16 protein-coding genes and 1 pseudogene are annotated in these 14,289 nt (G+C 72.1%); 7 read left to right on the top strand and 10 right to left on the bottom strand.

The annotated features are described in order from the left end of the window. The 3 genes and pseudogenes from ACIRRU_RS30320 to ACIRRU_RS30310 form a co-directional block, all read right to left on the bottom strand. Positions 1–83, bottom strand: a pseudogene (locus ACIRRU_RS30320) (electron transfer flavoprotein subunit beta); the annotation flags it as partial. Positions 84–284: 201 nt separating this feature from the next. Then, positions 285–794 (bottom strand): flavin reductase family protein, encoded by a 510-nt coding sequence (locus ACIRRU_RS30315; protein ID WP_363204064.1) that lies wholly within the window; start codon positions 792–794, stop codon positions 285–287. Positions 795–990: 196 nt separating this feature from the next. Next, complete coding sequence (locus ACIRRU_RS30310; protein ID WP_363204065.1) at positions 991–1,317, bottom strand: thioredoxin family protein; 327 nt, start codon at positions 1,315–1,317, stop codon at positions 991–993. A gap of 230 nt (positions 1,318–1,547) precedes the next feature. Between ACIRRU_RS30310 and ACIRRU_RS30305 the strand changes: the two genes are divergently transcribed. Beyond that, positions 1,548–2,270: a lysophospholipid acyltransferase family protein gene (locus ACIRRU_RS30305; RefSeq protein ID WP_403685653.1), complete on the top strand. Its 723-nt coding sequence runs from the start codon at positions 1,548–1,550 to the stop codon at positions 2,268–2,270. Between the two features lie 130 nt (positions 2,271–2,400). Here the strand turns inward: ACIRRU_RS30305 and ACIRRU_RS30300 are convergent, their stop codons facing one another. Genes ACIRRU_RS30300 through ACIRRU_RS30290 form a run of 3 tightly spaced genes read right to left on the bottom strand, consistent with a single transcriptional unit; the run spans position 2,401 to position 5,650 of the window. After that, positions 2,401–3,462 (bottom strand): threonine aldolase family protein, encoded by a 1,062-nt coding sequence (locus ACIRRU_RS30300; protein ID WP_403685659.1) that lies wholly within the window; start codon positions 3,460–3,462, stop codon positions 2,401–2,403. Beyond that, positions 3,459–4,226: an SDR family NAD(P)-dependent oxidoreductase gene (locus ACIRRU_RS30295; RefSeq protein WP_403685657.1), complete on the bottom strand. Its 768-nt coding sequence runs from the start codon at positions 4,224–4,226 to the stop codon at positions 3,459–3,461. Before ACIRRU_RS30295 ends, ACIRRU_RS30300 begins: the two co-directional genes overlap by 4 nt. 26 nt (positions 4,227–4,252) lie before the next feature. Further along, positions 4,253–5,650: a DUF6421 family protein gene (locus ACIRRU_RS30290; RefSeq protein WP_403685652.1), complete on the bottom strand. Its 1,398-nt coding sequence runs from the start codon at positions 5,648–5,650 to the stop codon at positions 4,253–4,255. Positions 5,651–5,966: 316 nt separating this feature from the next. On the opposite strand from ACIRRU_RS30290, the gene ACIRRU_RS30285 reads away from it, so the two are divergent. Beyond that, a complete protein-coding gene (locus ACIRRU_RS30285; RefSeq protein ID WP_403685650.1) occupies positions 5,967–6,650 on the top strand; it encodes a glycerophosphodiester phosphodiesterase in 684 nt (227 codons plus the stop codon). Between the two features lie 138 nt (positions 6,651–6,788). On the opposite strand, the gene ACIRRU_RS30280 is transcribed toward ACIRRU_RS30285, so the two are convergent. Next, complete coding sequence (locus ACIRRU_RS30280; RefSeq protein ID WP_363204069.1) at positions 6,789–7,337, bottom strand: GNAT family N-acetyltransferase; 549 nt, start codon at positions 7,335–7,337, stop codon at positions 6,789–6,791. Positions 7,338–7,520: 183 nt separating this feature from the next. Between ACIRRU_RS30280 and ACIRRU_RS30275 the strand changes: the two genes are divergently transcribed. From ACIRRU_RS30275 to ACIRRU_RS30260, 4 genes are all read left to right on the top strand, one after another. After that, the gene (locus ACIRRU_RS30275; protein WP_403685648.1) at positions 7,521–8,114 is read left to right on the top strand and encodes a DUF5134 domain-containing protein; all 594 of its coding nucleotides are present in this window, start codon (positions 7,521–7,523) and stop codon (positions 8,112–8,114) included. Positions 8,115–8,213: 99 nt separating this feature from the next. Further along, a complete protein-coding gene (locus ACIRRU_RS30270) occupies positions 8,214–9,149 on the top strand; it encodes a M56 family metallopeptidase (protein ID WP_403685647.1) in 936 nt (311 codons plus the stop codon). Positions 9,150–9,222: 73 nt separating this feature from the next. Further along, a complete protein-coding gene (locus ACIRRU_RS30265; RefSeq protein ID WP_403685645.1) occupies positions 9,223–9,933 on the top strand; it encodes a phosphatase PAP2 family protein in 711 nt (236 codons plus the stop codon). A 219-nt stretch (positions 9,934–10,152) separates the two neighbouring features. Beyond that, complete coding sequence (locus ACIRRU_RS30260; protein ID WP_363204191.1) at positions 10,153–10,293, top strand: hypothetical protein; 141 nt, start codon at positions 10,153–10,155, stop codon at positions 10,291–10,293. 326 nt (positions 10,294–10,619) lie between these two features. Here ACIRRU_RS30260 and ACIRRU_RS30255 read toward each other — a convergent pair whose 3' ends face one another. Then, positions 10,620–12,110 (bottom strand): LVIVD repeat-containing protein, encoded by a 1,491-nt coding sequence (locus ACIRRU_RS30255; RefSeq protein WP_403685643.1) that lies wholly within the window; start codon positions 12,108–12,110, stop codon positions 10,620–10,622. Positions 12,111–12,287: 177 nt separating this feature from the next. Between ACIRRU_RS30255 and ACIRRU_RS30250 the strand changes: the two genes are divergently transcribed. Beyond that, entirely contained in the window at positions 12,288–12,953 is a 666-nt protein-coding gene (locus ACIRRU_RS30250) for a DUF305 domain-containing protein (protein WP_403685656.1), read from the top strand. A 95-nt stretch (positions 12,954–13,048) separates the two neighbouring features. Here ACIRRU_RS30250 and ACIRRU_RS30245 read toward each other — a convergent pair whose 3' ends face one another. Together ACIRRU_RS30245 and ACIRRU_RS30240 are read right to left on the bottom strand one after the other, a co-directional pair. After that, positions 13,049–13,789, bottom strand: a complete 741-nt coding sequence (locus ACIRRU_RS30245; RefSeq protein ID WP_403685642.1) for a class I SAM-dependent methyltransferase — start codon at positions 13,787–13,789, stop codon at positions 13,049–13,051. Between the two features lie 84 nt (positions 13,790–13,873). After that, on the bottom strand, positions 13,874–14,289 hold a 416-nt coding region (locus tag ACIRRU_RS30240), incomplete at its 5' end, for a hypothetical protein (RefSeq protein ID WP_403685641.1).

The following is a 14,289-nucleotide window of genomic DNA, read 5'->3' as shown; positions in this document are numbered from 1 at the left end:
TCCAGCGTCAGGTCATCGGCGAAATGCCGGTCACCGGTCGCATCAGGCACGTACTTCACACAGACAACGATCCTCAAGCTCACGCCGGCTCTCCTACTGCATCGTCATTTCCGGGCTGCCTTGTCGCACGCGGCACAGGCGTCATGCGGGCCCTTTCCGGTCAGGACGACCGAGGCTCCGAGCCCGATATTACTCGCCAGTACACCCAGTCTCTTACCCCTGGGCAACCGCTGTGCACTGTGACCTTGCCAACGGCGAAGGGCCTGTGCGCGCCGTGCGTGAGGTCAGTCTCGCAGAGTGGTGAAGCGTCCCTGGTGATAGACGAGCGGGCGGCCTGCCCCGGAGGGGTCACCGGCCACGGTCTCCGCGATCACGATGCGGTGGTCCCCGGCCGGGACACGGGTCACCACCCGGCAGACGAGCCACGCCGGGACACCGGTGAGCAGCGGCACGCCCTCGGGGCCGGTGGTCCAGTCGGTGGCCGGGCCGAAACGGTCGGCGCCGCTCCGGGCGAAGGTGGCGGCCAGTTCCTGCTGGTGCTCGCCGAGCAGGTGGACGCCGACGTACTCCGCCTCGGCCAGCACGGGCCAGCTGGAGGAGGACGTACCGATGCCGAAGGAGAGCAGCGGCGGTTCGGCGGCGACGGAGGTGAGTGAGGTGGCGGTGAAGCCGGCCGGGCGCTCCCCCGCCGCGGTGATCACGGCGACGCCCGCGGCGTGGCGGCGGAAGACGGAGCGGAACAGCTCGGGCGTGGCGCCCGTGGGGGCGGGGGCGAGATCGGGTGAAGCCGTCATGGAGGTGTCCTTCTGTGGGAGCGGCATACGGGTCCGTAGGTGCTCAGGCACCCGGACAGCGCGCGCTCGCGCACCGCACGAGGTCCACGTGGACCCGGCCGTGGAGAAGGAGATCTGGCGGCATAACGTCAGAGTGACGATGCGTGGTGGGTGCAGTCAAGAGGGGTCCGGGATGTGGGAGATGCGTCACGGTCCGTCAGATGGCGTGCCCCAGCGCCGCGACGACGTCGGCCGTGCGCGGCTGACCGGCCGCGCGGCGCACCTCCCGGCCCCGGGCGTCGAGCACGAGGACGGTCGGTGTCCGGGTGATCTCCAGCTCTCGTACGAGCGCGAGACGCGCCTCCGCGTCGATCTCGATGTGAGCCACCCCCTCGACCATCCCGGCGACCTCCGCGAGGGTGCGCCGGGTGGCGCGACAGGGCTGGCAGAAGGCGGTGGAGAACTGCACGAGGGTGGCCCGTTCCCCCAGTTCCGCGCCGAGTCGGGATGCGTCGAGCCGCTGCCCGCCGGTCGGGACGTCCACGTACCGCCTCCTGTTCGAGAACTCTTCACCAGGTGACAGCGCCGATCGGTCCCCGGTCATTCCCGCAGCTCCCGGTGGCCGCGCACGTGACAAGAATCTCCCGGAGGGAGCCCACCGGGGCTGGTCAGGGGCTCGTCCATGGGGCACCATCGCCACAATGCCGAAAACCTACGGCTGCGTAACTTCCGCCGGGAGAACCTCCCCAGGCACTGAAGAAGGGTCTTCACCAGATGGCAGAACTCGTCTATCGACCGGTCGTCGGCGCCGCTCGCACCATGTTCAAGGCGCTGGACCTGAAGATCGACACTCAGGGTTCGGAGCACATCCCGAAGACCGGTGGTGCGGTGCTGGTCAGCAACCACATCAGCTATCTCGACTTCATCTTCACCGGCCTGGGCGCCCTGCCGCAGAAGCGGCTCGTCCGGTTCATGGCGAAGGAGTCGGTCTTCCGGCACAAGATCTCCGGTCCGCTGATGCGGGGGATGAAGCACATCCCCGTCGATCGCGACCAGGGTGAGCACGCGTACGCCCACGCCCTCAGCTCGCTGCGCGCCGGTGAGATCGTCGGGGTGTTCCCCGAGGCCACCATCTCGCAGTCCTTCACGCTGAAGAGCTTCAAGTCGGGTGCGGCGCGCCTCGCCCAGGAGGCCGGGGTCCCGCTGATCCCGATGGCGCTCTGGGGCACGCAGCGGATCTGGACGAAGGGGCGGCCGCGCAACTTCAGGCGCAGCCACATCCCGGTCACGATCCGGGTGGGCGAACCCGTGGAGGCCCCCGCCGACCAGTACGCGGGCGCGATCACCCGGCGGCTGCGGGAGCGGGTGCAGGAGCTTCTGGAGGCCGCCCAGCGGGCCTATCCGGTGCGTCCGAAGGACGCGAGCGACACCTGGTGGGTTCCGGCCCACCTCGGCGGTACGGCCCCGACGCCCGCCGAGGTGCGCGAGCTGGGCTGACCGGCCCCCGCCCGCGCCGCACGCCTTGGAGCGCGCGAAGCGGTCGGCCGGGATCCTCGTGATCCCGGCCGACCGCACCGTCATGTGGGAGGGGTGGCGGGTGTCTACCGCGCCGTCCCTTCTTCGAGCGCTACCGCGCCATCTCTTCCTTGAGCGCCTGGACGAAGGCGTCGACGTCGTCCTCGCGGGTGTCGAACGCGCACATCCAGCGGACGTCCCCGGCCGCCTCGTCCCAGAAGTAGAAGCGGAAGCGCTGCTGGAGCCGTTCGCCGACCGCGTGCGGCAGCCGCGCGAAGACCGCGTTGGCCTGCACCGGGTGGAGGATCTCGACCCCGTCGACCGCCCGGACGCCCTCGGCGAGCCGCTGGGCCATGGCGTTGGCGTGCCGGGCGTTGCGCAGCCACAGGTCCTTGGCGAGCAGCGCCTCCAGCTGGACGGAGACGAAGCGCATCTTGGAGGCGAGCTGCATGGAGAGCTTGCGCAGGTGCTTCATCGCGCGGACCGCGTCGGGATTCAGGACGACGACGGCCTCGCCGAACAGCGCCCCGTTCTTCGTACCGCCGAAGGACAGCACGTCGACGCCGACCGTGTTGGTGAACGTCCGCATCGGCACGTCCAGGGAGGCGGCCGCGTTGGCTATCCGGGCCCCGTCGAGGTGCACCTTCATGCCCCGCTCGTGGGCGTGCTCGCAGACGGCGCGGATCTCGTCGGGGGTGTAGACGGTGCCCAGCTCGGTGTTCTGGGTGATCGAGACGACCTGCGGCATGGCCCGGTGCTCGTCGTCCCAGCCGTACGCCTGCCGGTCGATGAGCTCGGGGGTGAGCTTGCCGTCCGGGGTGGGCACGGTGAGGAGCTTCAGGCCGCCCACGCGCTCGGGGGCGCCGCCCTCGTCCACGTTGATGTGGGCGGACTCGGCGCAGATGACCGCGCCCCAGCGGTCGGTGAGCGCCTGGAGGGCGACCACGTTGGCCCCGGTGCCGTTGAAGACCGGGAAGGCCTCGGCGGTGGGGCCGAAGTGGCTGTGCATGATCCGCTGGAGGTGCCCGGTGTACTCGTCCTCGCCGTAGGCGACCTGGTGGCCTTCGTTGGCGAGGGCGAGGGCCGCGAGGACCTCGGGGTGCGCGCCCGCGTAGTTGTCGCTCGCGAAGCCGCGGAGCAGCGGGTCGTGGCGGCGTCGGGCGTCGGTCCTCACGGTTGCGGGGTCAGCCACAGGCGCTTTCCGTTCACTTCGGTGGCGGGCCGGTCCCAGACGCCGGTGATGGCCTCGGCCAGTTCCGTGACGTCGGTGAAACCCGCGAACTTCGCATTCGGGCGCTCGGCGCGCATCGCGTCGTGCACCAGTGCCTTGACCACCAGGATCGCAGCAGCGGTGCGCGGCCCGTCGTCGCCCCCGGCCTTGCGGAAGGCGTCGCCGAGCGCGAGGGTCCACGCCTCGGCGGCGGCCTTGGCGGCGGAGTAGGCGGCGTTGCCCGCGGTGGGCTTGCTGGCCCCGGCGGCGCTGATCAGGAGGTAGCGCCCCTTGTCGCTGCGCTCCAGGGCCTCCTGGAAGGCCAGTGAGGTCGACTGGACGGTGCGGATGAGCAGCTTCTCCAGGGCGTCCCAGTCGGACAGGGCGGTCTCCTGGAACGACGGGCTGCCGCGCCAGCCGCCGACGAGGTGTACGAGGCCGTCGACGCGGCCGAACTCCGCCTCGGTGCGCTCGGCCCAGTCCCGGGTGGCGTCGGGATCGAGCAGGTCGACGGTCTCGCCGGTGACGGTGGCCCCGCCGTGGGCGTACCGGGCGGCGTCCACCGCCTCGGCGAGCCGTTCGGGGTGGGCGTCGCAGCCGACGACGGTCGCACCGGCCTCGGCGAGCCGCAGCAGGGTGGCGCGGCCGGCCGGGCCCGCCGCCCCGGCGACCGCGACCACGGCTCCTTCGAGCGCACCGGTCCCGTTGCCCGTAGCGTCCGGGTTCATGGCCACCGCCTCCTCGGGGGATGTGTTCACGCGGCTGCCCGCTCGTCGTTCGCCGCGGTGATGCCCTTGGTGGAGGCGATCACGTTCTTCAGCTTCTTGGCGAGCGCCTCATAGAACATGCTCAGGGGAAACTCGTCCGGAAGCACGTCGTCGACGAGCTTGCGCGGGGGCAGGGTGAGGTCGAGGGCGTCGGGACCCTTGGCCCAGCGCGATCCCGGGTGCGGGGCGAGGTAGGTGGAGACCAGGTCGTACGCGGCGAACCAGTGCACCAGCTTGGGGCGGTCGATGCCGTCGCGGTAGAGCTTCTCGATCTCGGCGCAGAGCTGGTTGGTGACCTGCGGGGCACGGTCCCAGTCGATCTTCAGGGTGTTGTCGGTCCAGCGGACGACCTCGTGCCGGTGGAGGTAGGCGAAGAGCAGTTGGCCGCCGAGTCCGTCGTAGTTGCGGACGCGCTCGCCGGTGACGGGGAAGCGGAACATCCGGTCGAAGAGCACCGCGTACTGCACGTCGCGGCCGTGGGTGTTGCCCTCGGCCTCCAGCTTCACGGCCTCCTTGAAGGCGGTGAGGTCGCAGCGCAGCTCCTCCAGGCCGTACATCCAGAACGGCTGGCGCTGCTTGATCATGAACGGGTCGAAGGGCAGGTCGCCGTGGCTGTGGGTGCGGTCGTGGACCATGTCCCACAGGACGAACGCCTGCTCGCAGCGGCGCTGGTCACCGATCATCTCGCGGATGTCCTCGGGCAGCTCCAGGCCGAGGAGTTCGACGGAGGCCTCGGTGACGCGGCGGAAGCGGGCGGCCTCGCGGTCGCAGAAGATGCCGCCCCAGCTGAAGCGCTCGGGGGCCTCGCGGACGGCGATGGTCTCGGGGAAGAGGACCGCGGAGTTGGTGTCGTACCCGGCGGTGAAGTCCTCGAAGGCGATGCCGCAGAAGAGCGGGTTGTCGTAGCGGTCCGCCTCCAGGTCCGCGAGCCACTCGGGCCAGACCATCTTCAGCACGAGGGCTTCGAGGTTGCGGTCGGGGTTGCCGTTCTGGGTGTACATGGCGAAGACGACGAGGTGCTGGAGGCCGTCGACGCGGTTGCGCGCGGGCTGGAAGGCGAGCAGCGAGTCCAGGAAGTCGGGGACGCGGAAGCCGTCGGCGGCCCAGCGGCGCAGGTCGGTGACGAGCGCGCGGTGGTAGTCGGCGTCGTGCGGCAACAGCGGGGAGAGCTCCTCGACCGCGCCGGTCACCCGCTCGACGGCGCGCTCGGCCGTCGCGGGGGACGGGGCGCCCTCGGCCTCGAAGTCGATCGACCCGTCCTTGGACTGCCAGGGCCGGATCTCCTCGACGGCACCCTTGAGCACGGACCAGGCCGGGTGCTCGACCACACGCCGTTCGGTGACTGTTGCGCCGCCTGTGGCGTCGTGCACAAGAATTTCCGTCATAACACTTCCTCCACAGGAGAACCTCGCGTCCAGTCACCGTAGCCGCGCGGCCTTCCTTCAGACAAGTGGAGATCAGAAAATTATCCTGCCGAACCCCCATGGTCACCGCTGTTTTTCCTGTCATATCCCGGACAGACGCTCAGTTCGCGCAGTCGTTCCCGGATGACGCGGATGAGGTCCGCGCGGCGGCAGACATCGCGGGCCCCGGCCGTTACCCTCCCCAGTGCCGCATTGCGGTACCTCGGTGCCGCATTGCCGTACCTCCGCGCGGGCAGGAGCAGCCGGCGGGCCAGCCGCCGACGGAAACGAGGTCGCCTTGTCTTTTCTCACCCTGGGTCATCGCGGAGTGATGGGCGTCGAGCCCGAGAACACCCTCCGCTCCTTCGTCCGCGCGCAGGAGTCCGGCATGGACGCCATCGAGCTGGATCTCCACCTCAGCAAGGACGGCGCGCTCGCCGTCATGCACGACGCGGACGTCGACCGCACCACGGACGGCACCGGCCCGATCGCGGCCAAGACCCTGGCGGAGCTGCGCGAGCTGGACGCCGGGAAGGGCGAGCGGGTGCCCGTCTTCGAGGAGGTACTGGACGCCGTGTCCGCGCCGCTCCAGGCCGAGATCAAGGACGTGGCGGCGGCCCGCGCGCTGGCGGACGTGATGCTGGAGCGCGATCTCGTGGGACGGGTGGAGGTGTCCTCCTTCCACGACGAGGCCGTCGTGGAGATCGCCCGGCTGGTGCCCGGCGTACGGACGGTGCTCATCGCCAGCCGCTGGGGCGCGGACGTGGTGGACCGGGCGAGGGCGGCGGGCGCGGCCACACTGGCGCTGAACATCCGCCGCCTCACCCTGGAGGTGGTGGAGCAGGCGCACGCCGAGAGCGTGAAGGTGCTCGGCTGGGTGGTCAACACCCAGGACCACCTGCGCCTGGCGCGGGCGCTGAACCTGGACGGCGCGACGACCGACTTCCCCGAGATCCGCCGCACCGGCCGCTTCACCGCCTGACCCGCCGGCCGCTTCACCGTCTGAGCCACCGGCCGCTCGCAGTCCGGCCCGGCGGCCCCTCACCGCCCTGACCCACCGCGCCCGGGAGTTCGCTCACCGCCCGAGCCGCGGCCGGGCGGGGCGTCGTCCGGCCGCGGCTCAGATCTCCTTGACCAGCAGCTCGAAGGCCAGGTCGTCGCGGAGCGGGACGCCGAAACGCTCGTCGCCGTACGGGAACGGGGTGAGCTTTCCCGTGCGGCGGTAGCCCCGGCGCTCGTACCACGCGATCAGGTCCTCACGCACCGAGATGACCGTCATGTGCATCTCGCCGACACCCCAGCTCTCCTTCGCCGCACGCTCCGCCTCGGCGATGACCAGCTTGCCGAGTCCGCCGCCCTGGAGGCCGGGGCGTACCGAGAACATCCCGAAGTAGGCGGCGTCGCCGCGGTGTTCGAGCTGGCAGCAGGCGACGAGATCGCCGTCCCGCTCGACCGCGAGCACCCGGCCGTCCGGGGCGTCGACGGCGTCCCGCACGCCTTGTTCGTCGGTGCGCTGCCCTTCGAGGATGTCGGCCTCGGTGGTCCAGCCGGTGCGGCTGGAGTCCCCGCGGTAGGCGGACTCGACGAGCGCGACGAGCGCCGGGACGTCGTCGGCGGTGGCGTCGCGGAAGGTCAGCCGGACCGGGTCGGCGGGCGGGGCGGTGTCCATGGTGGTGCTCTCCTGTTGCAGCGCGTTCTCGATTTCCCGTCGAGGGTAACGCGACCCGGAGCGCCCCTCCCGGGCCCCGGCGCACCCCCCGCACACCCCCGTGCGCCGGGTTCGGCGGCGGGGGCCTGGGCATCCACTCAGACGACCCGTGAGAGTGCCGTACGTCCGAGGGGGAGGCGCGCCGTGCACGGAGGGACCCCGGTCGGCTGGCTGCTGATGGCGTTGTGCGCGGCGAGCGGCGCCTACTGTCTGCTGCGCGCCCGCAGCGGCAGCACCGCGCAACGGCGGGCGGCCCGTGCGGAGGCGCTGATGGGCTTCGGCATGGCCGCGATGGCCGTCCCGGCGGCGGTGCTGTCACCTCCGGCCTGGGCGTGGGCGGTGTACGCGGCACTGTTCGGCGCGGCGGCGCTGCGGGCGCTGCGGCCCGCCCTGAGCGGCGGCCATCATCTGCACCACCTGGTCGGTTCGCTGGCCATGGTCTACATGTCCGTCGCGATGGCGCCGGGCAGCGGGGGCGGGCACGCCGGGCACGCGGCGGCGGGCGGTGCCGGGGGCATACCGGCGCTGACGGGAGCGCTGCTTCTCTACTACGCGTGTTACGTCCTCGGCTCGGCCGGACGGCTGCTGCCGCTGGCCCCCGGGAGCGGCGGGATGGTGGGCGTCGTCGGGGGCGGTGCGGGCGGTTTCGGAAGCGGCACGGACGAGCGGGCCGAGCTGACGACGGCCTGCCGACTGACGATGGGCATCGCCATGTTCGCCATGCTGCTCACTCTGTGAGACGGGAAGTGGGACAGAAGCCCCGATGGAGCGTGGTCTGCGTCACTTTGCCGGTCGCGGCCGTACCGGGGGCGCTCCCGCCCCTCATAGTCTGAGGCCATGCTGGTCTCCCTCGCGCTGCTGCTGCTCGGTGCACTGACCGCTGTGGTGACCCCGCGGCTGATGGCGCGCGCCCGGTGGCCGGAGCGCGAGCCGGTGGTGGCGCTCTGGGTCTGGCAGTGCGTGGTGGCGGGGGTCCTCGTCTCGTTCGCCCTGTCCATGACGTTCAGCGCGGCGGCGGCCTGGCAGGCGGTGCGCGGCCATGTCTTCGCGCCCGCCCCGCACGCGGTGGTCGAGGCGTACGCCCTGGCGGCGTACGGACCGTGGTCGGCGGTCATCGCGGTGCTGCTGGCGCTGGGTGGTCTGTGGAGCGGCGCGATGCTGCTGCGGGAGGTCCGGCGGGCCCGGCGGCGGCGCGCGCGGCGACGGGCCGAACTGCTGGTCCGCTCCCCCCTGTTGCCGGGCGAGGAGCCCGGCGCCGACCGGCTCGTGGTGCTGGAGGGTGAGCGCCCCGACGCCTGGTGGCTGCCCGGCTCGGCGCCGCAGCTCGTCATCACGACCGCCGCGCTGAGCCGCCTGAAGGGGCGTCAGCTGGACGCCGTGCTCGCCCATGAACAGGGCCACGCCCAGGCGCGGCACGACTGGCTGCTGCACTGCTCGTCGGCGCTCGCGATCGGCTTCCCGCAGATCCCGGTGTTCGCCGCGTTCCGCGACGAGATGCACCGGCTGGTCGAACTGGCCGCCGACGATGTCGCCTCGCGCCGTTTCGGGCGGCTCACCACCGCGCTCGCTCTGGTCGGACTCAACGAGGACCGGGGGGTGTTCGGCCCCTGCCCCACTCCGGACGCCCAAGTCCCGTTGCGTGTCAACCGGTTGCTGGCGCCCGCCGGACGGCTGACCGCCGGACGCCGGCTGCGCCTGACGGCCGCCGCCGCGCTGGTGCCGGTGGTCCCGCTGGTCGTGGCCTTCGTTCCGGGCCTGCGGGCGCTGGGGTAGTCCCGGCTACGGAGCGGGAGTTCGCGTGGGGCGGGTTGGCCAACGCCCCGCGTCCTCCGCGAGAATCGGAACCATGCCCTCCTCCCGAACCACCCCGCCGCCTTCGCCCTCCCGGCTCCGGACGGCGGTTCCGTGGATCGCGGTCCTCGCCACCGCGGCCTCCCTGGCGCTGCTCGCGCTGGTGGCCGCGCGCTGGTCCCCGCTGAAGTCCCTGGACCGCGAGGTCGCCGACGCCCTGCACCGGGACGCGGTCACCGACCCCGGGCTGGTCCAGGTCAACCGGGTACTGACGGACTGGGTGTGGGACCCGTGGACGATGCGCCTGCTGATCGCGGTGGCGGTGGTCGCCCTGTGGTGGCACGGCGCCCGGCTGCTCGCCCTGTGGCTGGCCGCGACGAGCCTGCTCGGCACGCTGCTCCAGCAGGCGTTGAAGGCCGCTGTGGGCCGTGAGCGCCCGCAGTGGCCGGACCCGGTCGACTCGGCCAACTTCGCGGCCTTCCCCTCCGGCCACGCGATGACGACGGTGGTGAGCTGCGGGCTGCTCGTGTGGCTGCTGCGGCTGTACGGCGCGCCCGCCGGCGCGACGGGCGCGGCCCTGGCCGTGGCGGTGGTCTCGGCGGTCGGCGTGGCGGCGACCCGGGTGTATCTGGGGGTGCACTGGCTGAGCGACGTCGTGGGCGGCGCGCTGTTCGGGGTGGCCGTGGTGGCGCTCAGCGCCGCCGGGTACGCGCGCGTCATGGCACGTCGGCCCGCGGCGGGGCCGGACCGGTCTCCGCGGCCCTGACGGCCGCCGTGCGCCCGCGATGCCGAGGGCGGTCCTGCCGACGGGGGAACGCGCCTTCGAGCACGGGCCGCGGAAACCCGCCGCCGGGCTGGTCCGGACCGCCTGCTCGCGTCCGGGGTGTGAGCCATATCCCGCCGTGCGGGGGTGGCGCGGGACGCTCATGGCCGTAGCCTGGGGAGCATGTCCCCGATGTCGTCGTCGTCCGTTTCCGTGCGTTCCGTGGCCGAGGTCAATGCGGCGATCCGCGACCTCTGGCAGCGCTCGGGCGGTCGGCTGACCCCGCAGGACGAGGGCGAGTACCAGCGGCTGCTGGTGGAGTGGGCCGCCGCGACCGGCGACACCGTCCGGACCGCCGCCTGACGGCCGCCGCACAGCCGTCCACCCGGTCCGAGGCGTGGGACGCCCCGTCCGCCTGAGCCGGAAAACGCCCGCGTACTCCTGAGCCCGGGGACGGGGCGCCCGGCGCCTGTCCCCCGAGACCCGTGACCGTACGCCGGTGAGGGTGCCCGGTCCGGCGATCCCCCGCGTCACCGGAACCGGGCGCGTCCAGCATGTCCCGGCCCGGCTCACCGGTCAATGAATTTCCGGGCGCGCACGCACCGGGGCCGGTGCCTCCCGGCGGCGAACCGCCCGGGTGACACCGGCCCCTGCCACGGTACGCGGGAACCCGCGGACTTCTCGGCCGGTCAGCGGTCGAAGTAGTCCGGCTGCGTCTGTACGTTGAGCTCGTCCAGCTCGACCCGCTTCGCCGGGTCGGTGCGCCGGTCGTCGACTCTCAGCACGTCGAAGCCCTTGGCGATGTCGGCGGAGTAGATGTGCCCGTTGTAGTAGTACGCCGACCAGGGGCCCGCCGTGGTGACCTGGTCGAGGGTGACCGGGCCGCGCTCGAAGAAGGCGATCTCCTTCGGCTTGGCCGAGTTGGTGAAGTCCCAGACGGACACCCCGCCCTGGTACCAGGCCTGGACCATCACATCGCGGCCCTTCACCGGCATGAGCGAGCCGTTGTGGGCGACGCAGACCTCGACATCGGCCTGGTGACGGTCGATCTTGAAGTAGCTGCGGAAGACGAGCTTGCGCTGGTCGCCCTTGCCGACGATGTCGTAGATGCCGTTGGCACCCCGCTGGGGGCCGATCTCCTCGTTGCAGGTGGCCGCGCCGCCGCCACCGAGCTCATCGGTGAAGACGACCTTGTCCGCGTCCTGGTTGAAGGTCGCCGAGTGCCAGAACGCGAAGTTCTCGTTGTCCTGGACGCGGTCGATGATCCTCGGTCGCTCCGGGTCCTCGATGGAGAACAGCAGACCGTCGCCCATGCAGGCCCCCGCGGCCAGGTCCTTGGACGGCAGCACCGTGAGGTCGTGGCAGCCGGTCGTCTTGGAAACGCCCGGGTTCTCGGGTGCTCCCGGGTTGCCGCCGTCCGGGAAGAGCACGGGGAAGTTCACGACCCGGGCCTTCTGCGGCTTCTTGACCGGCACCTTGATGATGGAGATGCCGTCGTGCGGCGGCTGGCAGTCGGGGAACGTCTCGCTGGGCGCGTACGAGGAGACGTAGACGTAGACGTTCTTGCCCTCCGGCACCAGGGTGTGGGTGTGGGAACCGCAGGCGGTCTCCACGGCCGCGACGTACTTCGGCTTCCGCTTGTCGCTGATGTCGAAGATCTTGATGCCCTCCCAGGAGGACTTCTCCGTGGCGGGCTGCGAGGTGCTGGAGCACGAGTCGTCGCTGCGCGAGGAGTCGGTCGACAGGAACAGCAGGTTCCCCGAGACCGAGATGTCGTTCTGCGAGCCGGGGCAGAGGACCTGGGTGACGGTCTTCGGCTTCTTCGGCTTGCTGATGTCGTAGATGACGAAGCCGTCGTAGTTGCCGACGAAGGCGTACTTCCCCTGGAACGCGAGATCCGTGTTGAGGCCCTTCAGGTCCCCCTTCGGCACGTTCGACAGGTGCTTGATGTTCGGACTGTGGACGATCTCGTCCACGCCGGGTATGTTCCCGGCGGCTATCGCGTCCCGGACCTCGGCCTGGGCGCCGGTGGTCACGGCACCACGGTTGCTCGGGGCGTCGCCCGGGTCGGGCGTGGCGGCCGCTGTGGTGGCCGTCAGCAGTGTGGCGAGGAGTCCGGCCGCGGCTGCCACCGCGCCCAGACGTCTGCGCCGCACGCGGGTGGTGTGCAACGAGGTCACTGCGTCCTCCCTTGTATCCGTTCGGGTCGAACGGTTCATGGACCCCGGCAGTATCGTCCCTCCCATGTACACATCAACAGATGGCAACACAGACGTCATAAAACTTTCTGATCTTCCGGCCGGGAAAGCGTGTTAGGACGGTCTGCGACAACCCACGTGGCACAGGAGGTCGCCGTGATGATCCACCACCGGTCCGTACGCGGGCGCACAACCGCCCTCGCGGCGGCGGCGATCGCCGCCGTGCTCACCCTGGGAGGCTGCGACGCGGACAGCGGTGAGGCGAAGCCGGCCGCGGGCCGGGACACGGGGCCGGGCGTGGTGGCTCCCGGCAGACCCGGTGAGCCCGCGCGGACGCTCTCCCCCGAGGAGGCCGCGAAGGAAGCCCCCCAGGACACCCCGAACGCGGCGGACTTCCGCTACGCGCGGATGATGATCGAGCATCACGGCCAGGCCCTCGTGATGACGGCGCTCGTCCCCGAACGCGCCTCCGCCGACTCCGTCAAGCGGCTCGCGGCACGCGTAGCCGCGAGCCAGAAGCCGGAGATCGGCGCCATGGAGGGGTGGCTGACGAGGAACGACGGGGACCGGCACGAGGAGCACCACGACCACGCGGGGATGCCCGGCATGGCGACCGAGGCCCAGCTGAAGAAGCTCCGCGCCGCCGACGGCGAGGCCTTCGACCAGCTCTTCCTCCAGCTGATGATCACCCACCACCAGGGGGCGGTCACCATGGCCGCGGAGGCGCTCGCCGACGGGAACGACGTCTTCGTCGAGGAGATGGCGAGCGACGTCTCCGCGCAGCAGACCGTGGAGATCAACCGGATGCGCGCGCTGATGACCTGAGCGCCCGCACCCGCCGCGTGCGGGAGGGTGGCGCCGGGATCCGGCGCCGCGATCCTGGAAGGACCTCGCGCGGCCGTGGGGCCGGGCCGGCCGGACTACTCCCGCACCGCCACCACCAGGCGCGCCCGGGGGCTGCCGTCAGGGCGCTCGCCCAGCTCGGTCAACGGCAGCAGCCGCACGGCGAACCCGGCCCGGGTCAGATCCTCCAGCAACTCGCCGAGCCGGAACGTCCGGTAGTACATGATGAACTTCGGGCTCCACAGGGCGTTGCGCACCCGCATCGCCGCGTCGAAACCGAACAGCGACCAGTAGGCGCGCGACCCCACCGGCGGCGGCGCGCCGAGCGGGAAGACGAACTGCCCGCCCGACCGCAGCGAGCCGTGCACCTCGGCGAAGAGCGCGTGGCGTTCTTCGGGCAGGAAGTGGCCGAACGCGCCGAGGCTCAGGGCGACGTCGAAGGCGGGCGCGAAGGGCAGGGCGCGGGCGTCGGCCCGTACGAGATGCACCGCCGGGCCGTCCGCGGGACCACCCGCGGGCGGCGGGTACGCGGCACGGGCCTCGGCGAGCATGCCCGCGCTGAAGTCGACCCCGGTCACCCGCTCCCGGCACACCCGCCGCAGCACGCCGATGCCCGCACCGGTGCCGCAGCAGACGTCGAGCCCGGCGTCGAAGGGTCCCAGCGGGCCCAGCGCCCGGGTGACGGCGTCGAGCACGCGGTCCGGGGTCCGGTAGGGCGTCAGGTCGAACTTCGGGGCGAGGAGGTCGTATCCGCGCTCCGTCGAGGACAGCGCCTGGACGGCCAGTTCGCGCACGGTGGGACCCTGTTTGGTGAACATCACGGACCACCCTACCGACGCGGCCGCCCCCGGTCGGGGCTCCCACCGGCCGTGACCGGTCGCCGTCGGGCCGTCCCCACGCTCTCAAGCGCTCTCGCGCAGCCGCCGCTTGAGGGTGATGGCGGCGTCGGCGTCGTACGCCTGGGTCCAGCTGCGCCCGGCCCCGGAGCGCCAGGTGACCTGGACCGTGCCGCCGTCGGTCCGCACGCTCTCGACGGTCATGGCGCGGTCGCCGTCCCGGACGTCTCCCCGGCGCAGTCCGGCGGCCGGGACGGTGAGGGGGCGTTCCCCGGGCGCGTTCTCGGCCTCTTCGGCAGCCTGTACGAGTGAGGCGGCCAGCTCCCGGGCGGCCTCGGGGGTGCACGACCAGAAAAGTTCCTCCCCGGCCGTGGCGGGGGGCCGCGCGGCCCCCCCCCCCCCCGCCCGGGCCCCCCCGGCCGCGGCGGCCGGCGGGGGGGGGGGGGCGCGGGCCCCGCGCCCGCACCGGGGGGGGCGCGCGG

It is taken from the genome of Streptomyces sp. NPDC101181 (assembly GCF_044767975.1).
In the GTDB taxonomy this organism is placed as follows: domain Bacteria; phylum Actinomycetota; class Actinomycetes; order Streptomycetales; family Streptomycetaceae; genus Streptomyces.
The sequence above is the reverse complement of the archived record's forward strand: the minus strand, read 5'-3'. Positions and strand labels throughout refer to the sequence as shown.

Excerpts from the sequence above, each read along its gene's own strand:
- ACIRRU_RS30280 (WP_363204069.1), bottom strand. The coding sequence starts at position 7,337 with ATGGACACCGCCCCGCCCGCCGACCCGGTCCGGCTGACCTTCCGCGAC.
- ACIRRU_RS30265 (WP_403685645.1), top strand. The coding sequence starts at position 9,223 with ATGCCCTCCTCCCGAACCACCCCGCCGCCTTCGCCCTCCCGGCTCCGG.
- ACIRRU_RS30290 (WP_403685652.1), bottom strand. The coding sequence starts at position 5,650 with ATGACGGAAATTCTTGTGCACGACGCCACAGGCGGCGCAACAGTCACC.
- ACIRRU_RS30315 (WP_363204064.1), bottom strand. The coding sequence starts at position 794 with ATGACGGCTTCACCCGATCTCGCCCCCGCCCCCACGGGCGCCACGCCC.
- ACIRRU_RS30245 (WP_403685642.1), bottom strand. The coding sequence starts at position 13,789 with ATGTTCACCAAACAGGGTCCCACCGTGCGCGAACTGGCCGTCCAGGCG.
- ACIRRU_RS30250 (WP_403685656.1), top strand. The coding sequence starts at position 12,288 with ATGATCCACCACCGGTCCGTACGCGGGCGCACAACCGCCCTCGCGGCG.
- ACIRRU_RS30305 (WP_403685653.1), top strand. The coding sequence starts at position 1,548 with ATGGCAGAACTCGTCTATCGACCGGTCGTCGGCGCCGCTCGCACCATG.
- ACIRRU_RS30295 (WP_403685657.1), bottom strand. The coding sequence starts at position 4,226 with ATGAACCCGGACGCTACGGGCAACGGGACCGGTGCGCTCGAAGGAGCC.
- ACIRRU_RS30270 (WP_403685647.1), top strand. The coding sequence starts at position 8,214 with ATGCTGGTCTCCCTCGCGCTGCTGCTGCTCGGTGCACTGACCGCTGTG.